Here is a 20,764-nt window from a genome sequence, read left to right on the forward strand (position 1 = left end):
GCACATACAACCAGAATGTTTATAATGACACTAAGCGGTGTTCCCCATTCCATACAACCGGTGCTTCCATCATTGGTGCAAACCAATCTTGACCGTAACGGCACTCATACACGAGCGGATTCAGCACACGCTCCTGCGGCCGATCCAGCGGCCAAATAGCCAGCTTCAAACGCTCCCACTGGCGCAATCCCGTTTCATGTTGCTTGGACAGCGCATCTTGCGCACGCTGATGAAGGAAATCGATCTGTTCAAGCACTTTAAGGTGATTTGTCTGCCCTAGCTTGCCTAGCGAGGGCAGTGCTTCTGTAATCACGCTGAGCAGTTCTTTATATTGGGTATCTACATTTTCTTTCAAAGCTCCGAATCGATCATCCAAATGGATTTGGTCCTGTAGAGCTAGCCATGCATCACGCTTCTCCTCATAACGGAAACAAATATCTGCTGCCTCAACTCCATACTTCTGCAGCAGCTTCTGCAGGGTACCTTCGACACATGTGAAGCCCATACGAGGCCATAGGATAGGCATTCTCATGCCACACACATGAAAAGAATCCTTAGTTTGGGCCCAGTAAGCAATCTCGCCTGGGCCAAGTACCGTCCCCAGTACAGGGAATAAATAATCTTGCATTAGCGGACGCGTCAGTACGTTATTACTGAATTGCTCTGGATGGGCCTCCAGACGCTGCAGCAGTTCAGTCTGCGTAAGACTGACACGACCTTGACGATCTGCATACACGTCCTCATCTCGAAGCAAAAGCAGCCGTTCGCTGTCCTCAACTAGAAACAAATTCGCACTATTCGCCGCGTGTACAGCCTGAAGTGTGTAACCACTCTCAGTTATATTACGTTCACTATGATCTACTGCTTCATGCAGTTTGGCTTGCTTCAAGATAAGCTGCTCGAACATCGGCTGCTCCAGCCTGCGAAGCAATGGATCGGCCGAATCAAGCAGCACCAAACCATAGTGGCCAAACAACTGCCCAAGCATGAGGGCGCACGCCTCCGTCAGGGAGCGGCCATCGCTGCAAATGCGCTGCAGCCGATCCATCATAATTGGCTTAAATTCACTTTGTGGCAGCGATGTTTCTAGCTCCTGCAAGACTGCCTGCCACGCCTCATCAGAAAGATGCAGTTGACTGACCGGCATACGCTTATCTGTGTCTTTATCCACTCTAATCCGTTGAATAGCCGGATCTGTTGTCAATACGTACGTATGGTTTACCTCATCATAATCGTGGTCTTCTCCAGCAAGCCAGAAAACAGGAACTACAGGCCGGCCAAGGCGCTGCTCAGCTTCCTGTGACATGCGGATGATGGAGATCGCCTTGTATATCATGAGCAGTGGTCCCATAAACAGACCACCTTGCTGCCCCCCTACTATTACCAGCGCCTCTTCTTCCTTAAGTCGAGAAAGCGACTGCATAGCTTCTGGAGCGGGATTCACCAACTTTTGATAACGCTCTAGAACCTCAGCGAGTTCTGATCTGTTCACACGTGTAGAATGTGATTCATCAATCCATTGCACACGTTTGTCCCAATCTTCATCAGGATGAAACTCGTACAGTTTATGTATGATCTCACCATTACGTTCTATGTAATGTCGGGATAAATCTTGTTGCGTTGGAATTGGCATTGTAGGCCAAGACATCATATGAAGCCGCCTCCCTCTTTTGACTTGATTGTACACAAATATATTCCTGTCCGTCAAAGTGGAAGACTGTTCAAATTTAGTCTATTATCCATAGTAAATGACCCTCGCATTGCTGAGTGCGATGTCTTAGACATGAGTCCAATACACAATTATACCGATGAGAAGCAGCAGCACGTATACAATACTCAGCAAAAAAAAGGATAACCGCCAAATCGTTCTGATCAATCGTCTAATATTGACCTTGCCATGCTTACGGTGCTTCATATTCCCAAGCAAGCCAGCTGCCAAAAGAAGAAACATAATAAGTCCATACAAACCAAAGGAAAAATGAAACAACACATTAAATATGCCGGAGACAGAAGCGATTAGAAATAACGTTGTTACATCCATTGCCAGCATAAGTCGCTTCTTCTTGTCCTCCAACCAGAAGGATGATAAGAAAAAGACTGCTGCAAATGGAAAAAACGGTAAAACTGCCAGTAGACCAAAAGAGTTAGCTATAAGGCTTATCATGTTGGTTAAGGCCCGCTCCTTTCTTTAAGGGGGTATGGAACTCACGTTCAAAGTAAAGGGTTCATCGGGTCCAAAGCTTGTATAAATTGATAGAGCGCACGCTGTACAGGTACATTTAAAGCATGGGCATCCGCTTTGCGGAGCAGTTCTCCCGTAATAGAATCGATCTCTGTGGACCTGCCTTGCAGTACGTCTGCAAGCATAGAGGAGGTATTATGGGCCGTGTTTCGGCATACCAATTGGACATTATCCCATGCATCATTTGCAACCGGAATACCTGCTTCCCGGTAAATAGACGTCACTTCCTCATACACATCCCGCATAAGCTGAACACGTCGCTCCGTCTGGAGCAGTTCGCCGTTCGGGATGCGAAGCATCGCTGTAATCGGATTAATAACAGCATTTATGAGAAGTTTATGATAAATCATATTATCGATGTTGTTCGACAGATTTGACTGAAATCCTGCCTGATTCAACAAGTTATTTAATACTTTTATATTCTTTTGCAGTCGCTCACAGCTTGTTAAGTCTTGTCCGAGCCAGGTTATACCTGATCCTGCATGTATGATACGGTTAGCTTCTACTCGTGTAGCCGCCTCTGTTGTGACCGCTTTAACAAGCTGTTCTCCAGCGATAACAGACTGTAATCGCTCTATATGACCAATGCCGTTTTGAAAGCAGACAAACAGACTGTCTGTCGCTCTTGGCAGAGCACCCAACTGATTAATAAATGAATTCGTCAAGTGTGTCTGCTTCACAAATAGTCCTAATATCTCTATCGGACTGCCACTGTCTTGTATAACTTGAGCAGCTTCCTGAAACGGGTAAGCTTCAACCTGGCGCCATCTTGTGAGACTCCCATCTCGTTCCGTTACCATCAAGCCTTCTGTTCGAAGTATGTCTGCCTGCTGCTTCGTTCGTGTCCACAAACGTACGTGAATTCCTGCACGAATTAAGCCAGACGTATATAACAAACCAACTGCACCTGCACCAACAATATCAAATAACAATATTACGCACCTTTCTTTCTTGCTTATATGCTAAGTTAGTTATATCAAAGCTCTGCATAAAATACAAAAAAAGCGCATTACAGGAAGACTAATCCTCCGTAATCCGCTTTTGATGTGGTCTATTCGATTCTTTCTAAATTTCCATTTGCGTCCATTCTAAATCTAGTCTTGTTGTCCTCTTCATCCTCGCTGAGAATAGCAAGACGCCGTGCACGATCCATGATTTGAATAAGCGCCTTATAATCATCATTAACGGTACGATAATCGGTTTGAACCTCATTTACCTGTTTGGACAAATAATCATTTTCTTGACGCAGGCGCAGCATAATTTCGTCTTTATCATGTAGTTCTTTTTCCAACTGCTTTAACTGGCGAGTTACATCCTGATGGTTATTGCGCCATTGACGTAAGAAGCGTATGACCATATCGATAGACAAGGAGTCTTCCGATAGATCCGCTTTCATATTCAGTTCCTCATGATCTGTAAGTGCTATGGAAGCCACTTGTGCGCCTATCGGCTGTTTCTTGAAATAATTCCGTTTTTGTCGCTGTGCTTTGGCCAGTTGGATTGCAGCTTCATATTTTTTACGAACGCAACTGTTCCACCGGAACCCGCACGCAGCCGATGTCCGCCCTATTTTCTCTCCTACTTCTTCAAAGGCCGCTAATTGGGTGCTTCCTTCACGAATATGCCGAAGCGTTACCTCTGCCAATATTAAATCATCATCTGCAGTCCATGCATCCTGTCTTATTGCTGTCATGCCATACCCTCCTAACGACATCCATCATTATTGCTCTCGGTATTTCACCGCTTATTCATCTCTATGCCCATGGTAGAGTTCATAGAATCTATCGGATACTAAAATGTATAACCAATTTCTCTACGAAACATACGTAGGCTTTGTCCATGCGGAATATCACATTCAGACGGCCGTACACAAAATGTTCTCCATTTCGTCATCATTTACAGTTTACACCAGATTACATGAAGGCTATAATGTCAATTAGTAAATGTTGGGCCGATTGTAACGAGAGGGGGATGAATCGTGGCACGGATGTTTCGCGTACTCGGTTTCTGGACATTGGTCATCGGTCTGATGGCATTTGCTGGGGACATGATTGAAATGGCTTTGCTGTTCTTTATGCAAACGGCATTTTTCGTGTTGCTTGGTTATTTGAAGTTGTCCGAACGTACATACATCTTAACGTTTTGGGCGTACATGATCGTATGCTTTACCGGTTTTTCATACTGGTCTGTATTCGTCATGGGCAAGCCTTTTTAATCCTGTCACTTTTATTCATACCACACAAATACGACCGGAGCGCTTTGTGCTCCGGTCGTTTTATTTTGATACTGTAAGCTTATAATGGACCTTTGCTAATTCGCATCACTTTAAATCTTTCACTCATATGATCAGATAACAATAATTGACGAATCGCTCGATTGTGTCTCGCCACTTCGCTGAAAGGATTCAAATCAGCATGAGATTGGAGCAAATCCATAATCCCGTACTCCAGCAGAAATTGCTGCTGATGAATCAAGGGATATACGATGCACTCGCCTGTGCCCGTATGAAGAACGACATGCTTAAATACATCAAAATCGACAAAAGAAGTCAAATCTTGTTCTCCCGGCGCTGCAAACGGATCATCACTTGCGATATGATTACGGTAACACATCAAGCTGCCGTTCATACGGTGACTAGCTGTCAATTCTTCCGTTATATCACCGTAATCAATAAATATCATTTCAGCAGCGGCCATTGACTGCATAACCTGAGATAACCAAACAGTCCCACTTATATGGGCCTCATAGATCTGTTCATTCCGCAGGTGGATCTGATGCTGCTTCATCCATTGGATAACGTCACTAGAAGCAGGCCCCCATATCAGTTCAAGCCGGTCCTTCCTTTCGTCCCAGCACACATAGGCTTGTTCGAATTGAGATGTGGCCCAGCGAACACGTTCAATAGGAAACGCATCCAACAACTCATTGGCAATAAAAATTACTGGACTATGCGAGGCGCAGCGCTGAAATTCAGCCATGTCCCACCATTCAATCTGGGTCTGTGCAGACAATAACGGGACCAAAGTCTGTTCAGCCTCTGTCCGGTGGTGGGCACTCGCTTCGACCATCGTATAAGAATATGGAGTATAATCATTTGCATAAAGAGCACGCAGCAATTGTGCCGCCAGCCGTCCAGGACCTGCTCCCCACTCAACAATCCGAACTTGTTCGGGCTGCCAGCCTCTTGCCGCTGTACGTTGAACAATGTAACGGCTAATCATCTGTGCCATGAAATCGCCAACGTATACACTAGTATAGAAATCCCCGTCCCGCCCTACTTTGGGACGATGGCTCATATAATAACCATGCTCCACATCATATAAACAGCTTGACATATAGATAGAAAACGGCATACGATTATCGGGAAATTGCGACAATTGTTCCCGAAGGCGGGCAATCAACTTCTGTGAGCCATTTTGGTTCATTGATTTGTCACGTCCATTTCCAAAAGATAGGTAATGACCTGGTCATGCCTATCATATGATGATAATGCGCACTATGTACAAGGGGGTACCTGATGATAGATGGCAGACGTGCCGCCAAGCACTGCCTCAGGTTGTGTCTATTTATCCTGTTTGCGGCTTCTGTACCTTACAGCACACACGCAGAGCCAGTGCAGCCCATCCCATGGGAGGCGGCCGAACAATCCAAAGAAATGCAGCATCTGCTGCAGCAAAGCTTATCCATTCAAGAACTAGATCAAGAGATTCGTCGAATAACAACACGTCAAGGCGAAGCAGCCACTCGGCGCCAAGAACTAGAAGACGAACTGAAATCTCAGGAAGCCGCGCTGTTTGATAAGCAGGACCAAGCCGGTAGAGTGTTAAGGGCTTATTACATAGGTGAACGTGATACACTGCTTGCGGCTGCCTTATCCGCAGACCGGTGGTCTGATATGTTTAAACTACTGGACTATTATCAATTTTTGATCGAAACGGACCAGAACACACTTACTTCTTATCGCAACAATGTAAAGCATATTGATCGTCTGCATCAAGAGCAGGCAGCGCTAGAGAAAGATCTGTCGCAGGTCAGAACACAGCTTATTGCACAAAGAGATCGTCTCATCCAAATGAAAAGCCAGTTAGACAATGATGTAGCAGGCAGCAAGGACCCAGCAGCCATGCAGCAGCTCATCGCTGAATTCAACAAGTACTGGCAAAGTGTCGGTCTTTTTGAGGTCAAGCATTATTTTAAAGCGATTGCACAGTCCATGCAAAAACTCCCGGATTTCATTCAAAAAAATGGAAATCTAACTTCCGACGGCCTAAATTACACCGTCTCCATCAAGGACTCGGAACTGAATGAATTCCTGAGCAAGCAAGATCCGCTGTTCAAAGATTTTAGCTTTGTGTTTCGTAAAGGCACAATAGCCGCTGTCGGCGAGCGTGAAGGGATAAAGGTTATTGTAGAAGGCTCTTATACACTTGAAAATGACCCTGAGCATGCCATTCGGTTTCATGTCGAGCGATTACAGTTTAATGGACTCGAATTGCCGGAGTCTACCCGCAAGCAGTTGGAGGAGCAATTTGATCTTAACTTCTACCCCCAACAACTGATACAGTTCATTGAAGCTAAAGAAGTAACACTTGAACCTCATGTATTAACGGTCAAGCTATCCGTCAAGTGGTAAGTACGATGGAGCCTCAACTTCTGGGTGAACACGACCCGGAAGTTGAGGCTCCTATTTGTTGTCTATCCATACTTCTTTCCATCCCGTTTGCACTTCTGACAGTGACGTTCTACCATGCAGCCACTGCTTAACCTTGGGAAGCCATTTCTCAATATATGTAGTTCTTTGCAGTGCAAGCTTCAGGCTTGGATTATCCTGGTCAAACATCCGTGGAATACGTCGACTCATTAACGGCCATACTTGCTCAACTGCTTTACGGTCAGCAGGTAACAGCGAAACAGATTCCAATATATCCTGCTGAATTGAAACTTGTGTCATAAATGCAATCCACTTCTTTGCATCCTCCGGCAGTTCACTATGCGCAGAGATGACGTAGCTGCTGCTTCGTACCCAATGGCTGTAAGGAGATGCGATGTGCTCTGGATCTTCAATGGCAAACGGCTCTTTTAGCTGAAGCATAGCCGTGGAATAGGGTACGATTGCAAACAAGTAGTTGCCAGCTTCAAGTTCGTCCCACAGCGTCAATTTCTCTTGCTCCGAGACTTCATGAAACAATTCCTTGTATGTATCCCATTCTTCGAATCGAGCTTGCCAGCCTGCCTCTATTTGCTCTGTATCGCTTGTATTCGTATTAGTCTTGACAGTCGCACCCTTAGTATCCTGCTCTCTGCTAGTTGGCGAAACCGAGCCTGACCGCACTCCGTCAACTGTCTGCTGTGCTGCCTCTCTAGAAATAGTAGTACTGTCTCTAGTATCTGGGAATACGATACCTAGTCTCCATAACAATGACAATAAGGCATAATCGTCATCACCATGCCATGCAAACATAAATTGCAAAGGCTGAGCATCCTTATCTACCGCAACCTTGGTTGTTTTCATGCGCTGGTCGGTATCCCCTGATCCTGCATGCAGCTTCTTAGAATCCGCATACGCGTTTAATACTCTGTGCCATTCCTTTAACGTAGACGGAGGCATACCAAGACCCGTTGCAGCCCGCAGCTTGTCTTTGTTCCACACCAGCACATAAGGATCTACGTACGCAGGAAAGCCCCACATTAAGCCATTCCAGCGTGTATACACCCCGATCCATTCAGGCCCCGCCTCCATCCAGCTTGTGTCCGAATCGTTAGGCAGCAGCCAGCCTTTGACCGCATAGCGATTAACCATTTCACTCTCCACCAGCACTACATCGGCACTTTGCTGCAATTGGAATTCTTCTGGCAAAGCAGATCGAATTTGAGTTGTATCACGATTAACCAGATCCACTAAAATGCCATGTTCTTTCATAAATGCCTCATTTAGCTTACGAAGCTTGGTAAACGCAAGGGGAGACATCCCCACCTCGACCCGCAACTGCCTTGGCGACATCGTTGAATCGGGGACAACTTGCTCTAGTTGGCGAGTTTCTTTCTTTGGCAGCGTATTCATAAAAATAGGATTTCCGCCAAACTCACTCATAAGTAGTAAAGTAATAAATATTAGAATAACAACAATTAGCGTATTTTTCGTACTGGGCATCTATCTGGAACTCCTTTCTGAGCTCTTTATCGAACCACAGCGAACCGCAGATACGCCTTCCTTGCAGCTAATAGGCTAAGCTATAGGCGCCATTCTATTTTAACACTTTCAACTTTGGTATGTCTGCACCAAAAAAAAGCAGCCTCCCAATTAAGAGGTGGCTGCATCTCCAATCTCAATATTCCATTAATTTATGATCACATGTTTTAAGCCATATAGCTGTGATAAACAACTCAGAACCTCTCCCCTTACAGTAAGTCAGCCGCAAGCTGTGCCAGTTTCGAACGTTCCCCTTTCTCCAGGGTAATGTGCCCACTGATCCCTTCAGACTTGAACCGTTCTACCAAATAAGTGAGGCCATTACTTGCGGAGTCCAAATAAGGATGATCGATCTGCTCGGGGTCACCCATCAACACAATTTTACTGCCCTCTCCAACACGTGATACAATCGTCTTCACTTCATGCTTTGATAAGTTTTGAGCTTCATCAATAATAATAAATTGTCCCGGGATCGAGCGCCCTCGGATATACGTTAAAGCCTCTACCTGTATATTACTCATGCCAAACAAAATTTTCTCAATGTCTCCCGCTTTCTTTGTGTCAAACAAAAATTCCAAATTATCATAAATCGGCTGCATCCACGGTCTCAGCTTCTCTTCCTTTTCTCCTGGCAAGTATCCAATATCTTTCCCCATTGGCACCACAGGTCTGCCAATCAGCAGCTTCTTGTATTTGCGTTCATCCTCCACTTTCAACAAACCAGAAGCAAGGGCAACCAGCGTCTTGCCTGTACCTGCCTTTCCCGACATCGTAACCAGTGGGATATCGTCATTCAACAGCAGTTCAAGCGCCATACGCTGCTGCGCATTGCGTGCAGTGATCCCCCACACCGGATCATTGCTTAAATATAGCGGTTCCAGCTTTGTTCCCTCGGCATTTACTTTAAGAAGCGCCGATTTACTCGTACCCATCTCGTCTTTTAAAATAACGAATTCATGTGGATTTAGCTGCACTTTAATTGTCATATGCTTGATCAGTAAATATCGGTACGTGTAAAACTCGTCAATAACAGCCGGGTGAACAAATAACGTCACATGCCCAGAGTACAGCTCATCCCCTGAACGAACGGTATGATCTGATAAATAGTCTTCCGTCAACAAACCCAGCACGTCAGCTTTTACTCTTACAAGCACGTCCTTGCTTACCAGTACTGTCGTTTTGGGGTGCTCTTGGTCATGCTGCTCCAGACTATAATTAAGCGCTACCGCTATAATCCTATTATCATTAGACATATCTCCAAACATTTCCTGAACCTTTGCGAAGCTGCGATGATTTAATTCCACTTTGAGCGTTCCACCCGTCGGCAAGGGGACTCCGCTATGCAAATGACCCAGTTCTCTTAAGCCATCCAAGAGCCGTGACACAGAACGCGCATTGCGGCCAATCTCGTCTGCATTCCGTTTCTTGGAGTCAATCTCCTCCAGAACAACAGCCGGAATGACCACCTCATTGTCAGCAAACGCAAACAGAGCATTTGGATCGTGCAGCAGCACGTTGGTGTCCAATACAAAAATCTTGTTCATAGCTTCCCCTCCGCGTGGGCAGCATTACTTTTTGCACCAGCCTTGCGACATATCTCTCGAGGCTACATAAAAATTGTGGACGTCGCTCACACTATTAGCAGTAGCAATGCCGCAATGTTGTTCCATGAATTGATGTGAAAGGATCGATGATACATGCGCAGAACTTTAATCGCTGTTGTCATGTTGTGTGTGTTTATTGCAGGTTGCGACACGTTGAAGAAGCAATCCGTTGGAGACGCCCACTCTTACACGACAGACTCAAGCGTACAAATGCGTTCTAACATGAGGCAGCAAGCATCGGCCAAGGAGCCGATTCGCGATCGCGAGGCTGTAAAGCAGCATTTAGTTGAACTCGCGCAGCGTGTTCCAGGCGTTAAGCATGTCAATTGCGTCGTGTTGGGTAATACAGCAGTAGTTGGAATTGATGTCGATAGCAAGCTGGATCGATCACGTGTCGGCACTATCAAATACTCAGTAGCTGAAGCATTAAGCAAGGATAAATACGGAGTGAACGCGTACGTTACAGCAGACATTGATCTCAATCAACGAATACAAGAAATGTCTACTGATATTAAGCGAGGTCGCCCGATAGCTGGCATCACGGAGGAATTATCCGACATTATCGGACGGATGGTGCCACAAATCCCTAAAGATGTGAAGAATATGAAGGCTGATGCAGAAACAAGCATCCCTAAAGCAAAATCAAGGTCCAATCCAACCACCAAATCATCCCATGATCATGCAAATTAAAGCGCAACAAGGACAAGCTCGCGTAATGCACAGAAAGCCTAGCGGCGACCCCGCTAGGCTTTCTTCGTATAAGCATGCACTTGTTCGTCCAGCTTCTTAGCCGCACGCTTATTAATCATATTCGACACAAATCGAGAACGACCAGCCAGCGCCACTCGAACTGTATTCTGCCCCATCTTGTATACCCCTGCGAATACGTTGGTTATTGGTCCAAGCGATACGATACTTGTCGTATGCAGCACAAACATGTCCTGCTGTAATTGTGCATACATAGCCTCTTTCAGAGCAGCATCATTATCGGACATCTTCAGACCTCCCATATCGCTTCACGGCTTATACATATTGTATTATAACATAAGGGAAAAATTGCATCCACTTTTGCAACTTGGCTCAAAATCGGGTGAATGTCCAAGCGGCACACTACTTGCCACCAGTTCCGGTATCTCCCTTAGATCGTGTTGAACTATCTAAAGTACTTCCATTGGAATCTCCACTTGTTGAGCTTTCAGACGTCGTTGCTAAGGATTTGCCTGCTAACACATCTTCAAGCGCCTGTTTTGCTTCTTGCAGCTTGGTATCATTAACATAAATATAAGGGCTCTTCCATTCGCCATCTACCGAAATATAATGGATATTTTTACGATTAATATCAAGATACGTCATAATAGAGCTTCGCATCTGATCAGGTGTCATATCCATCTTAAAGTTGTCAGCTAATGCATCAATAATGGATGTCACCTTCGTTATACCACCAAGTGATTGCATCTTGCCAACCAGTTCCTGAAGAACTGCGTTCTGACGCATATTCCGGTCGAAATCAGTTGTCCCTTTGGTCATAGGACTGCAATTCGACTTTCTGTAGCGGACAAAGTCAAGTGCCTGTTGTCCATCTATCTCCTGAAATCCTGCTTTAAGGTTAATGTTAGTCCCATCGGCACGATCGCGATAACACATGTTCTGGTCTACATTTACTTCAATGCCGTCCAGTGCATTAACAACATCTACGAAACCTTGGAAGTTGATTACAGCAGCATGATCAAATTTCATCCCTAAGTACTGGCCAAGCATAATCTTCATCTCGTCCTCTGGAGAGGCACTTTCTAACGTATTATGCTTCTTCATCTCATGGAACTTGGGATAGAAATGATTTAATTTATCTGCTCGATATTCCCCTACTTGAAAATACGTATCACGCGGCAAAGATACAAGGACGGCTTCCTTTGTTTTGGGATGCAGTGCACCAACCATCACAACATCTGTACGCAGCCCCGGAAGCTCTTTACGGTAATCAATACCCATCAAGACAAATGAAAACGGTTCCGTTTGTGGGGACAATGTTTCTGTTACAGTGGAGGTGCCTCCGCCCTTATTGGTAACCGTCGAGATCTTATCCAGCTTGCTGTTCCCGTATAACAATATGTATGTCGCATAACCAATAATAACGATCAGAACAATCATAATTATCGTTAACAACCACTTCAACCATGTCGGCATGCCTTTTCTTTTCTTAACTGCCGGTTTAGTCTGCTTGCGCGCTGTTTGTCGAGGTGGCAATGGTGTTTTTGAACTCATACTGTACCTCACTTACTCGTTGTATTTCGGATTCGATTCAATATCATGCCATAACTGCTCTGCATGTTGACGGTCAAAGATGGCTTGAGCTTGCTGTCCGTCTAATTCATAAGTGATCACATATGAATCTTCATTCGTCAACAAGGCCTTGACATTCCGAATTTGATGATCTTCATACAGAATAACCGCAAAGAAATCAAACGTTTCCTTTGCGGCTACATCATATGGTCGCATGCTGGAGACAATGTCCATCTGCAGCCAATTAAACAGTGCATCGCTGAGCTTCATACTTCGCCCTCCCCAAAATACTGCACGTACTTACCCTTGCTTCTGTTCCTGCTTCTTGCGGCGTTCCTCCACAAAATAACGAATACGGACCATAAACATAAGCACAACAGCCACAAACAAGCACTGTATAATAGGCAGCTTGTCAATCTGGAAGATGAGCAGCATAAAGCAGCCGATCGCCATCACTATATAGATGGCGATTTCCTTTAGGATCGGCAGCTTCTTTACGCGAAACACTCTATTAAATACATACGTTACAAATGCAAAGATAAGCAAATAACTGACTATCGGATGAGTCGCTAACCAGTGCTGCATGAACAGACACTCCTTTTGTAGAAGATATGTCCAATCCTAAACATCTGTCTTGCCTGCATGTAAATGTACGTTGGCATAAACTTGTGCAAACATCAAGCATTAGCAACTTGCACCATATCGATGTAATCAAATACATCGGTGCAGCTATTTAGAAGAAGAGGGCCGAAGCTGAAGCAGATTATACTTCAGACGACTTGCGCTGCTTCTCTGCACGTTCACGCTCACTTTTGTTTAATATTTTCTTGCGCAAACGAATCGAAGTTGGTGTAATCTCGCAATACTCGTCATCATTTAGATATTCAAGCGCACCTTCCAACGAGTAAATACGAGGAGTCTTCATCCGGACTGTATCTTCCTTCGTTGCAGAACGTACGTTCGTAAGCGCTTTTTCCTTACAGATGTTAACGACGATATCATTGTCGCGAGTATGCTCGCCTACAATCATACCTTCGTATACTTCTGTGCTCGGATGAACAAACAAGATACCCCGATCTTCAACGGACATAATGCCGTACAAAGTGGAATTGCCTGTTTCAGTAGATACCAATACGCCTTGGTGACGTCCGCCAACCTGGCTGCCTGCATATGGACCGTAATGGTCAAAGGCATGGTTCATAATGCCGTAGCCACGTGTCAACGTCAAGAAGTGTGTACGGTAGCCGATCAAACCACGCGCTGGAATAATAAACTCCAAGCGAACTTGGCCATTACCATGGTTAATCATGTTGACCATTTCCGCTTTGCGTGTTCCCAAGCTTTCCATTACAGCACCCGTGGATTCTTCTGGAACATCAATCATCAGGCGCTCCATCGGTTCCATTCTCTTGCCTTCAATATGTCGAATAATAACTTCCGGCTTCGACACTTGCATCTCGAAACCTTCACGGCGCATGTTCTCGATCAGAATACCAAGGTGAAGCTCACCGCGGCCAGACACGACAAATGCATCCGGACTATCCGTCTCTTCCACTCGCAGCGACACGTCCGTCTCCAATTCCTTGAACAGACGCTCACGGATTTTACGGGACGTTACCCATTTGCCTTCACGACCTGCAAATGGACTGTTGTTGACGAGGAATGTCATTTGCAAAGTCGGCTCATCAATATGAAGAACTGGCAATGGTTCAGGTGTAGCAGGATCTGTCATCGTTTCTCCGATGTTGATCTCCTTGATACCTGCAATCGCCACGATATCGCCAGCACCCGCAATCTCACGTTCCACACGCTTCAAGCCCTGGAAGCCAAAAAGCTTCTCAATACGAGCTTGCTTCACTTTACCTTCACGGTCGATAACGGCAATCGATTGACCTTGGCGAACTGTACCACGGTTAATGCGTCCGATAGCGATTCGTCCAAGATATTCGTTGTAATCAAGCAACGTCACGAGGAATTGGAACGGCTCATCCGGATTCTCTTGCGGAGCCGGGATGTGCTTAACAATTGTGTCGTACATCGCTTGCATGTTATCGTCCTGCTTCTCAGGGTCCAAGCTGGACGTACCGTTTAATGCAGAAGCATAAACAACAGGGAACTCAAGCTGATCATCATTAGCTTCCAGCTCGATGAACAAGTCCAACACTTCGTCGATAACTTCACTTGGACGAGCGTTAGGACGGTCAATCTTATTCACAACGACGATTGGCGTCAAGTTATGAGCCAATGCTTTGCGAAGTACGAATTTGGTTTGCGGCATACAGCCTTCAAACGCGTCCACAACCAGCAACACGCCGTCAACCATTTTCATAATACGTTCTACTTCGCCGCCAAAGTCAGCATGTCCTGGGGTATCGACAATATTAATGAGATTGTCTTTATACGTAATTGCTGTATTTTTAGCCAAAATGGTAATGCCGCGTTCACGTTCCAAATCGTTGGAATCCATAACGCGCTCTTGAACCGCTTCATTGTCCCGGTATGTTCCTGATTGTTGAAGCAACTTGTCTACAAGTGTTGTCTTGCCGTGGTCAACGTGGGCAATAATAGCGATGTTACGAATATGTTCTCTTTGATGCATACAATCGATCTTTCCCTTCTCTTATACCAAAAATGAATGGGGCTTCTAACTCTCTAACTTGGACCGTTATCGGCGCCGCCAAAGGCCTGTCCGGCTTCCAAAAACCAGTGCTGCTCCAACAACAATCAAGGCTGCCGCAATCAAATAAATGCCGATGCTTACGAAAACTGTAAACAGCAGCATAATGATGCCGAGCGCGCCTAATCCCATTGCACCGATCCATGCGCTGCGAGACGCATATGGATCAAGCTGGCAGTACCCGAATAAGCCGAATGACAAACCAAGAAGCAGGAACGGCCATAAATAACCGAACAGCCCCCAGCTGATCCAATGGCTTAACATAAATAACAATCCATACACCAATAACGCGCCGGCAGGAACAAAAGCAATCGGAGGCAGCAAACGCGCCCGAATGAGGCCAAACAGGACAACGCCTGCTAAAAAAATAAACAACGGCCACATTGTTCCTCCCAGGAAGGAGAAGAACCCCCATTTTCCTAACAAAATAAACAGTCCTGCTGCCAAAATAACAATCCCGATAATCGGTTCTTTTTTGGACATGACACACTCACCTCTTGCATCCATTATACATTGGACAGGGATGAAGGACACGGAACGACGTTTTTCGCGCCCATTTTACTTTTTCTAGTTTACTTGATACGTGGTAAAAATACTACCTTCCACGCAAAAAACTTCCTGCATGCATCGCTTCAGCGACTATTTGCAAGAAGTCAAGCATTAGACAAGCATAGTTCTCCGCATTGCACAGAATATGAATCCAGCTTACTCCTGAACGGTGTTGCAAGTCTGACGTTTGATCCAATAACCTGCAATCAAAACCATCGCAGTGAGCACCCATGGGAGCATCACATGCAAATTGAGCCACAATTCTGGCATCCACAGCCTTAGCTTTGTATCACTCGCTATCATTTCGCCAGCTGTATAGCCGAGTATACCAGCTCCAGCGTAGATCAATATCGGGAAGCGTGTCAGCCAGAGGCTAATTAATGTGCTTCCCCATACCACGATCGGAATGCTGATCGCAATCCCTGCGATTAAATAAGGCATATGTCCTTGGGACACGGCTGCTATTGCGAGAACATTGTCCAAGCTCATCACGACATCAGCAACCAATATCGTACGAATCGCGCTCGCAAGAGACACTATGCCCTCTTTACGTCCCACGTGGGAGCCGCTGCCTGCGAGCAGTTGAATCGCGATGGCAAACAGCATGACGCCCCCAGCTGCTTGCAGCAAAGGGATGCCCATAAGCCACATCGCCGCAATTGTCAGCAGAAGGCGGAGAATAACAGCACCAGCTGCTCCCCACCAGACAGCAACTTTACGTTCCTTTTCCGGCAAATGCTGCGTGGACATCGCAATGACAACCGCGTTATCTCCACTAAGCACCAGATTGATAACTAGTATTTCCAACAATAACCATATTGAATCCACGGCTAGTCCCTCCCTTGTACAGTTTTATGTTGTACAAGCGGGAGGTATGCCGTTATTAGGATTGGTTATTTATTTAGAACCAATCCCCGTGATCAAGCTTGCTTGGCGATTGAGCGGAAGATGCGGCCGGCTGCGCTGCGACTGGGGCACTGTCTGCGCCATGCGCATCTCTATCACTTGCATTTATTGAATGCTCCGCTGAATGTATCCCTTCGCTGGTGGAGACTTCACGGGACATCAATTGTATATCACCACCGGCACGGAGCGTTACAACCTCGGTCCCATCAATAGCAGCCTGAATCATCTCATCCAGCTCCGGAATTGATCTTTCCGTACGTTCAAGTATATTGATATTCGGATTCGTAGCTGGAGACTTTGGTACAAATAAAGTACAACAGTCCTCATATGGCAAAATGGACAATTCAAAGGTACCTATGTGTTGCGCGATCCGGATGATTTCTTCCTTGTCCATCATCACAAGCGGACGCAGCAAAGGAATGTTCGTCACTCGCCCAATTGCATTCATGCTCCCAAGCGTTTGGCTAGCAACTTGCCCCAAGCTGTCACCTGTTACAAGTGCATGCGCCTTCTGCTTATCAGCTAGACCGGTTGCGATGCGCAGCATTGCTCTTCGCATCATCGTTATGAGCAAATGCTCTTGTCCTGCTTGGTGCAGCCTTGTCTGAATATCTGTAAATGGCACCATATGGACTCTGATTTTGCCCGCATAATTTGCCAATACTTGTGCTAAATCAACAACCTTTTGTTTGGCTCGCTCACTTGTAAAAGGCATACTATGGAAATGAATGGCCTCAATATCAAGCCCCCTGCGTAATGCCTGATATCCCGCTACTGGGCTGTCAATACCACCGGACAACAACAGCATCGCTTTACCATTGGAAGCTAGCGGGAAGCCGCCGGTTGCCGGTACGACTTTGTGGAAGATATATGTACCTTCCTCACGAACCTCAACTCGCAAATTCACTTGCGGATTGCGAACATCCACCGACAACTGCGGGAATTCTCGCAGAATAGGAGCACCTACCAGATGATTCATTTCCTGCGAGGTATGAGGGAATTTCTTCCACGCCCTGCGAGCGCTAACCTTAAAAGTAGTACCCTGCTCAGGCGCGTATTCTTTCATCATCTCAATCGCAGTCTTAACGATTGCTTCAAATTCAGACGGAGCCTTCTTTACCGGACTAACGGATACAATGCCAAAAACATGCCGCAGCACTCCGATTACTTGTTCAAAAGGTTCTCCATTCAGTTCTACATATAGTCTGCCGAATTCCTTAATAATCCGCGTATTTGGAAACGGCGCTAATACTGCCTTTACATGACGATAAGCTGCTTTTTCAAACCGGCCGCGGTTACGCCCTTTAATTGAAATTTCACCGAAGCGAAGTAATATCATATCATAATCCATTCCGTTAACTACCTACCTTTCAAGTTGTACAAGCGGCCGAAGTTGGCTAACTGCACCGTGTAAAGCTTGGCCGATCCGATCAATGTCGTCCATCGACATCTCAGCATCCAGACTGATACGCAGACCACTGGATGCTAGTCGATCATTCTTTGTCATCGCCAGCAGCACCCGACTAGGCTTGTGAAGCTTCGACGAGCATGCCGACTGGGTAGACGCGATCACGCCTCGTTCTTCCAGCGCATGGACAGCGACCTCCGACTTCATGCCTGGAAACGATACATTAACGATATGCGGCGCACCGTGTGCATCTGCCGGGCTATTCAGCACCAGCTCGGGAATATCGCTTACATACCCAATTAACTTGTGCTTTAACTGCTCAAGCTTGTTCTTGTTGTCTGCTTGCCCCTCAACAGCCATACGAATGGCTTTAGCAAGTGCGACGATACCTGGGACGTTTAATGTTCCTGCTCGTAAGCCTTGCTCTTGGCTGCCGCCATACAGCAGTGGCTCTAAGGGTACGCGCCCCCGTCGAATCAGTACACCTATACCTTTTGGCCCTCTGATCTTATGGCCAGACAAGCTGAATAATCTCGTATTCCAGCGTTCGAGATCAACGTCCAATTTGCCTAGGCCTTGAACTCCGTCTACGTGAAATACAGCTTTTGGATGCTGCTTAATTAAAGTGCCAATCTGCTCCAGCGGCTGAATAGCCCCCATCTCATTATTGACATGCATAATGCTAACGATAATCGTCTCTGGAAGAAGTGCCTGCTCTACATCCTCTGGACGTACACAGCCATTGGAATCAACTGGCAGTACAGTGACTTCCACGCCTTCTCGCTTTAACTGCTCGTAACAAGCATATACCGAGGCATGTTCAATAGCCGATACAATTGCATGAGCAGGTTTTTTTGAATATCGTGAAGCCCGCACCGCTCCAAGTACAGCCATATTGTTGCTTTCCGTAGCACCTGATGTAAAAAGCACCTCAGTAGGACTCACCTTTAACGCGTCCGCAATGACGCCTCGTGCTCGTTTGACCAGTTGTTCCGCTTGCCCGCCAAACTCATGGATGGACGATGGGTTCGCATATATTTGTTCCATTACTTCTGACATTGTACGGATAACCTCTGGATGAGGAGGGGTAGAGGCGCTGTAATCCGCATATATAACTTTGTCTTGTACCATGGTGTGCCTCCTTGTCGATCAGTCTTATTATGGCATCACATCTATAGTAAAGCGTTATGACAGCAAAAAAGACCAAAATAGCGTTGATCGATCTACTACGCCATTGTTGATCCTGCAGATCTTGATTTGTTCTACTCCATAAAAAGAAACACCCACTGTGTGCTTATCTTCCCGCATGATTCGATCCATCCGCTGACAGTCAAAGCTTCGCAAATGGATGAAAATGACCATCGAACCTTGTATTATTGTACACGCTTTTATGTAAAATCTCCATCTTTTTTCAACCATGAGAATGGCCAAATATGATGCCAACTTGTTCAGTTCACTCAATTGACGCATATAAAATTCCAAAATTAAAAAAACCTTCAGACCACTTATCAAGCGGTGGTGAAGGTCACTCCAGATGGATAATATAATTCTCATTAGCTCTGCGACGACGCTACAGTTCATGGTCATCCTGTTCATCGTATATTGTTCTTATGTGACCATTAGCAGCCTGAATGTAAATGCAGCCAAGCCAATAACTGCCGCTGTGATGCCAGCCGTACGACTGCCCTGCAGATAGGCGATAAGCCCTAGAACAAAACTTGTTATACCCATAATAATAGGGAAAATAAACAAAGATACGACGGCAAACACGATGGCTGCATAACCCAGACCAGAATTGCGATCAACCTTCGTTACATCACCGAATCTGGATACGTCTCTTGTAATTGAAGGAGCGGTGAGCTCCTGCGCTGCTTCGGCCTCGTAAGTTCGGTCCCATGAGGTACGCACTCGATGTCGTTTAATGCGCCGATGCGGATGTTGTTCTTGGTTCATTCAGCTCACTCCTTGCACCTCTAAGGTGAGAAGCAGATGTTATTTGCTCTTCGGTTTAAATGTGTGGCAACAAGTGACTGAGGAAGTCGCAGCCTGGTCTTGGTGCAGTTCTCCCAAATCAGCCGCATATTCTTCACTGATACGTTTGGTTGCATGTGCATCAATGTCAATCTGAATCGATTCCGCCTGGCACAAGTTGCCTTGGCCCCAGAAATGACAGTTGGCTACGCTGCATCGTACTAATGGTTTTTCGCTCGACATTCGATCACCTCCAGTAACAGGTTGTCCTCAGGTATAGGAACATACTCGAGCCAAGAGGTGCCAAAACTACCAATGGCATAAGGAAAATAAAGTATTGAAACCAAAAAAAACGTCCCGCCATCAAGCGGAACGTTTAGTATATAAAATCATTTTATTTTTGACCTTGCATCTTGCGTTGAGTTAAGTAGTCGCTCTCGTAGTAACCCAACTCATCACGCAGCTCTTCAAAAGCTTTCGTGATGTCTAATATAATATCCCGTGCTGCCCGAACAGGCTTCTTGCGGAAGCGAATGGCATCCTGGCCCGTATAAGCATAGCGACCATCTTCGGAATAACATTCATTCTTCGGATAAAAGAAGGCATTCACACTGTTATGATACACTTCGTACAAAGCACGTTCAGCAAAGTCTCCATCAAAATGGGCACGACGCAACGTAACACCAAGCTTCTCGTAGGCTACTTCTGAGAAAACAAGCAAGTGGCGCAAATCTGCCAAGTATCCTTTATAGAAGCTAACCGTCTCTTCATCCTGTTGATCGCCAACAAGCTGCGGCAGCGTGAATTCATTCAAAAAAGACTCCAATTTCTCAATTGTAAACTTTAACTTCTCTCTCGACACTTCGCAAAGCTGCTTCACATTGGATGCTGGCATTTCTGCTCCCCCTTAACAAGATCCTGTTCGATTATTCACTTA

22 protein-coding genes are annotated in these 20,764 nt (G+C 45.8%); 3 read left to right on the plus strand and 19 right to left on the minus strand.

Going from position 1 to position 20,764, the window contains the following annotated elements; all coding sequences use genetic code 11:
• Nucleotides 1-19: 19 nt before the first annotated feature.
• The 4 genes from bshC to QP775_RS08850 form a co-directional block, all read right to left on the minus strand.
• Entirely contained in the window at nt 20-1,651 is a 1,632-nt protein-coding gene (bshC, locus tag QP775_RS08835) for a bacillithiol biosynthesis cysteine-adding enzyme BshC (RefSeq protein ID WP_483311995.1), read from the minus strand.
• Between the two features lie 126 nt (nt 1,652-1,777).
• Complete coding sequence (locus QP775_RS08840; protein ID WP_285105239.1) at nt 1,778-2,164, minus strand: DUF3397 family protein; 387 nt, start codon at nt 2,162-2,164, stop codon at nt 1,778-1,780.
• Nucleotides 2,165-2,211: 47 nt separating this feature from the next.
• Nucleotides 2,212-3,174 carry a ketopantoate reductase family protein gene (locus QP775_RS08845; RefSeq protein WP_285105241.1) on the minus strand — a complete coding sequence of 321 codons (963 nt, stop codon included), beginning with the start codon at nt 3,172-3,174 and terminating at the stop codon, nt 2,212-2,214.
• Between the two features lie 119 nt (nt 3,175-3,293).
• Nucleotides 3,294-3,935 carry an RsfA family transcriptional regulator gene (locus tag QP775_RS08850; RefSeq protein WP_239328549.1) on the minus strand — a complete coding sequence of 214 codons (642 nt, stop codon included), beginning with the start codon at nt 3,933-3,935 and terminating at the stop codon, nt 3,294-3,296.
• 285 nt (nt 3,936-4,220) lie between these two features.
• Between QP775_RS08850 and QP775_RS08855 the strand changes: the two genes are divergently transcribed.
• On the plus strand, nt 4,221-4,457 hold the full coding sequence (locus QP775_RS08855; RefSeq protein ID WP_028544959.1) for a DUF2626 domain-containing protein: 237 nt from the start codon (nt 4,221-4,223) through the stop codon (nt 4,455-4,457).
• A gap of 79 nt (nt 4,458-4,536) precedes the next feature.
• Here the strand turns inward: QP775_RS08855 and QP775_RS08860 are convergent, their stop codons facing one another.
• A complete protein-coding gene (locus tag QP775_RS08860; RefSeq protein ID WP_285105245.1) occupies nt 4,537-5,667 on the minus strand; it encodes a class I SAM-dependent methyltransferase in 1,131 nt (376 codons plus the stop codon).
• Nucleotides 5,668-5,759: 92 nt separating this feature from the next.
• On the opposite strand from QP775_RS08860, the gene QP775_RS08865 reads away from it, so the two are divergent.
• A complete protein-coding gene (locus tag QP775_RS08865) occupies nt 5,760-6,875 on the plus strand; it encodes a hypothetical protein (protein WP_285105247.1) in 1,116 nt (371 codons plus the stop codon).
• 51 nt (nt 6,876-6,926) lie between these two features.
• On the opposite strand, the gene QP775_RS08870 is transcribed toward QP775_RS08865, so the two are convergent.
• Nucleotides 6,927-8,393: an ABC transporter substrate-binding protein gene (locus QP775_RS08870; RefSeq protein WP_285105249.1), complete on the minus strand. Its 1,467-nt coding sequence runs from the start codon at nt 8,391-8,393 to the stop codon at nt 6,927-6,929.
• 248 nt (nt 8,394-8,641) lie between these two features.
• Entirely contained in the window at nt 8,642-9,976 is a 1,335-nt protein-coding gene (locus tag QP775_RS08875) for a PhoH family protein (protein WP_239328553.1), read from the minus strand.
• Between the two features lie 153 nt (nt 9,977-10,129).
• Between QP775_RS08875 and QP775_RS08880 the strand changes: the two genes are divergently transcribed.
• Nucleotides 10,130-10,726 (plus strand): YhcN/YlaJ family sporulation lipoprotein, encoded by a 597-nt coding sequence (locus QP775_RS08880; RefSeq protein ID WP_239328554.1) that lies wholly within the window; start codon nt 10,130-10,132, stop codon nt 10,724-10,726.
• A 53-nt stretch (nt 10,727-10,779) separates the two neighbouring features.
• Here QP775_RS08880 and QP775_RS08885 read toward each other — a convergent pair whose 3' ends face one another.
• From QP775_RS08885 to QP775_RS08940, 12 genes are all read right to left on the minus strand, one after another.
• On the minus strand, nt 10,780-11,031 hold the full coding sequence (locus QP775_RS08885; RefSeq protein ID WP_239328555.1) for a hypothetical protein: 252 nt from the start codon (nt 11,029-11,031) through the stop codon (nt 10,780-10,782).
• A gap of 115 nt (nt 11,032-11,146) precedes the next feature.
• Nucleotides 11,147-12,298 (minus strand): LCP family protein, encoded by a 1,152-nt coding sequence (locus QP775_RS08890; protein WP_285105253.1) that lies wholly within the window; start codon nt 12,296-12,298, stop codon nt 11,147-11,149.
• 12 nt (nt 12,299-12,310) lie between these two features.
• The gene (locus QP775_RS08895) at nt 12,311-12,586 is read right to left on the minus strand and encodes a hypothetical protein (RefSeq protein ID WP_239328557.1); all 276 of its coding nucleotides are present in this window, start codon (nt 12,584-12,586) and stop codon (nt 12,311-12,313) included.
• Between the two features lie 30 nt (nt 12,587-12,616).
• Nucleotides 12,617-12,901, minus strand: a complete 285-nt coding sequence (locus QP775_RS08900) for a YlaH-like family protein (RefSeq protein WP_239328558.1) — start codon at nt 12,899-12,901, stop codon at nt 12,617-12,619.
• Nucleotides 12,902-13,079: 178 nt separating this feature from the next.
• Nucleotides 13,080-14,915, minus strand: a complete 1,836-nt coding sequence (typA, locus tag QP775_RS08905; RefSeq protein ID WP_239328560.1) for a translational GTPase TypA — start codon at nt 14,913-14,915, stop codon at nt 13,080-13,082.
• Nucleotides 14,916-14,981: 66 nt separating this feature from the next.
• Complete coding sequence (locus tag QP775_RS08910) at nt 14,982-15,476, minus strand: glutamate synthase (RefSeq protein WP_239328561.1); 495 nt, start codon at nt 15,474-15,476, stop codon at nt 14,982-14,984.
• 222 nt (nt 15,477-15,698) lie between these two features.
• Nucleotides 15,699-16,370, minus strand: a complete 672-nt coding sequence (locus QP775_RS08915) for a TerC family protein (RefSeq protein ID WP_285105258.1) — start codon at nt 16,368-16,370, stop codon at nt 15,699-15,701.
• 73 nt (nt 16,371-16,443) lie between these two features.
• Entirely contained in the window at nt 16,444-17,799 is a 1,356-nt protein-coding gene (gene thiI / locus QP775_RS08920; RefSeq protein WP_285105260.1) for a tRNA uracil 4-sulfurtransferase ThiI, read from the minus strand.
• A 12-nt stretch (nt 17,800-17,811) separates the two neighbouring features.
• The gene (locus QP775_RS08925; RefSeq protein ID WP_285105262.1) at nt 17,812-18,987 is read right to left on the minus strand and encodes a cysteine desulfurase family protein; all 1,176 of its coding nucleotides are present in this window, start codon (nt 18,985-18,987) and stop codon (nt 17,812-17,814) included.
• Between the two features lie 477 nt (nt 18,988-19,464).
• Complete coding sequence (locus QP775_RS08930; RefSeq protein WP_285105264.1) at nt 19,465-19,809, minus strand: hypothetical protein; 345 nt, start codon at nt 19,807-19,809, stop codon at nt 19,465-19,467.
• A gap of 39 nt (nt 19,810-19,848) precedes the next feature.
• Nucleotides 19,849-20,070 (minus strand): DUF1540 domain-containing protein, encoded by a 222-nt coding sequence (locus tag QP775_RS08935; protein ID WP_239328566.1) that lies wholly within the window; start codon nt 20,068-20,070, stop codon nt 19,849-19,851.
• Between the two features lie 151 nt (nt 20,071-20,221).
• The gene (locus tag QP775_RS08940) at nt 20,222-20,722 is read right to left on the minus strand and encodes a YpuI family protein (RefSeq protein WP_239328567.1); all 501 of its coding nucleotides are present in this window, start codon (nt 20,720-20,722) and stop codon (nt 20,222-20,224) included.
• Nucleotides 20,723-20,764 lie beyond the last annotated feature (42 nt).

Origin of the sequence: Paenibacillus sp. UMB4589-SE434 (assembly GCF_030226685.1) — a bacterium.
GTDB lineage: Bacteria > Bacillota > Bacilli > Paenibacillales > Paenibacillaceae > Paenibacillus_B.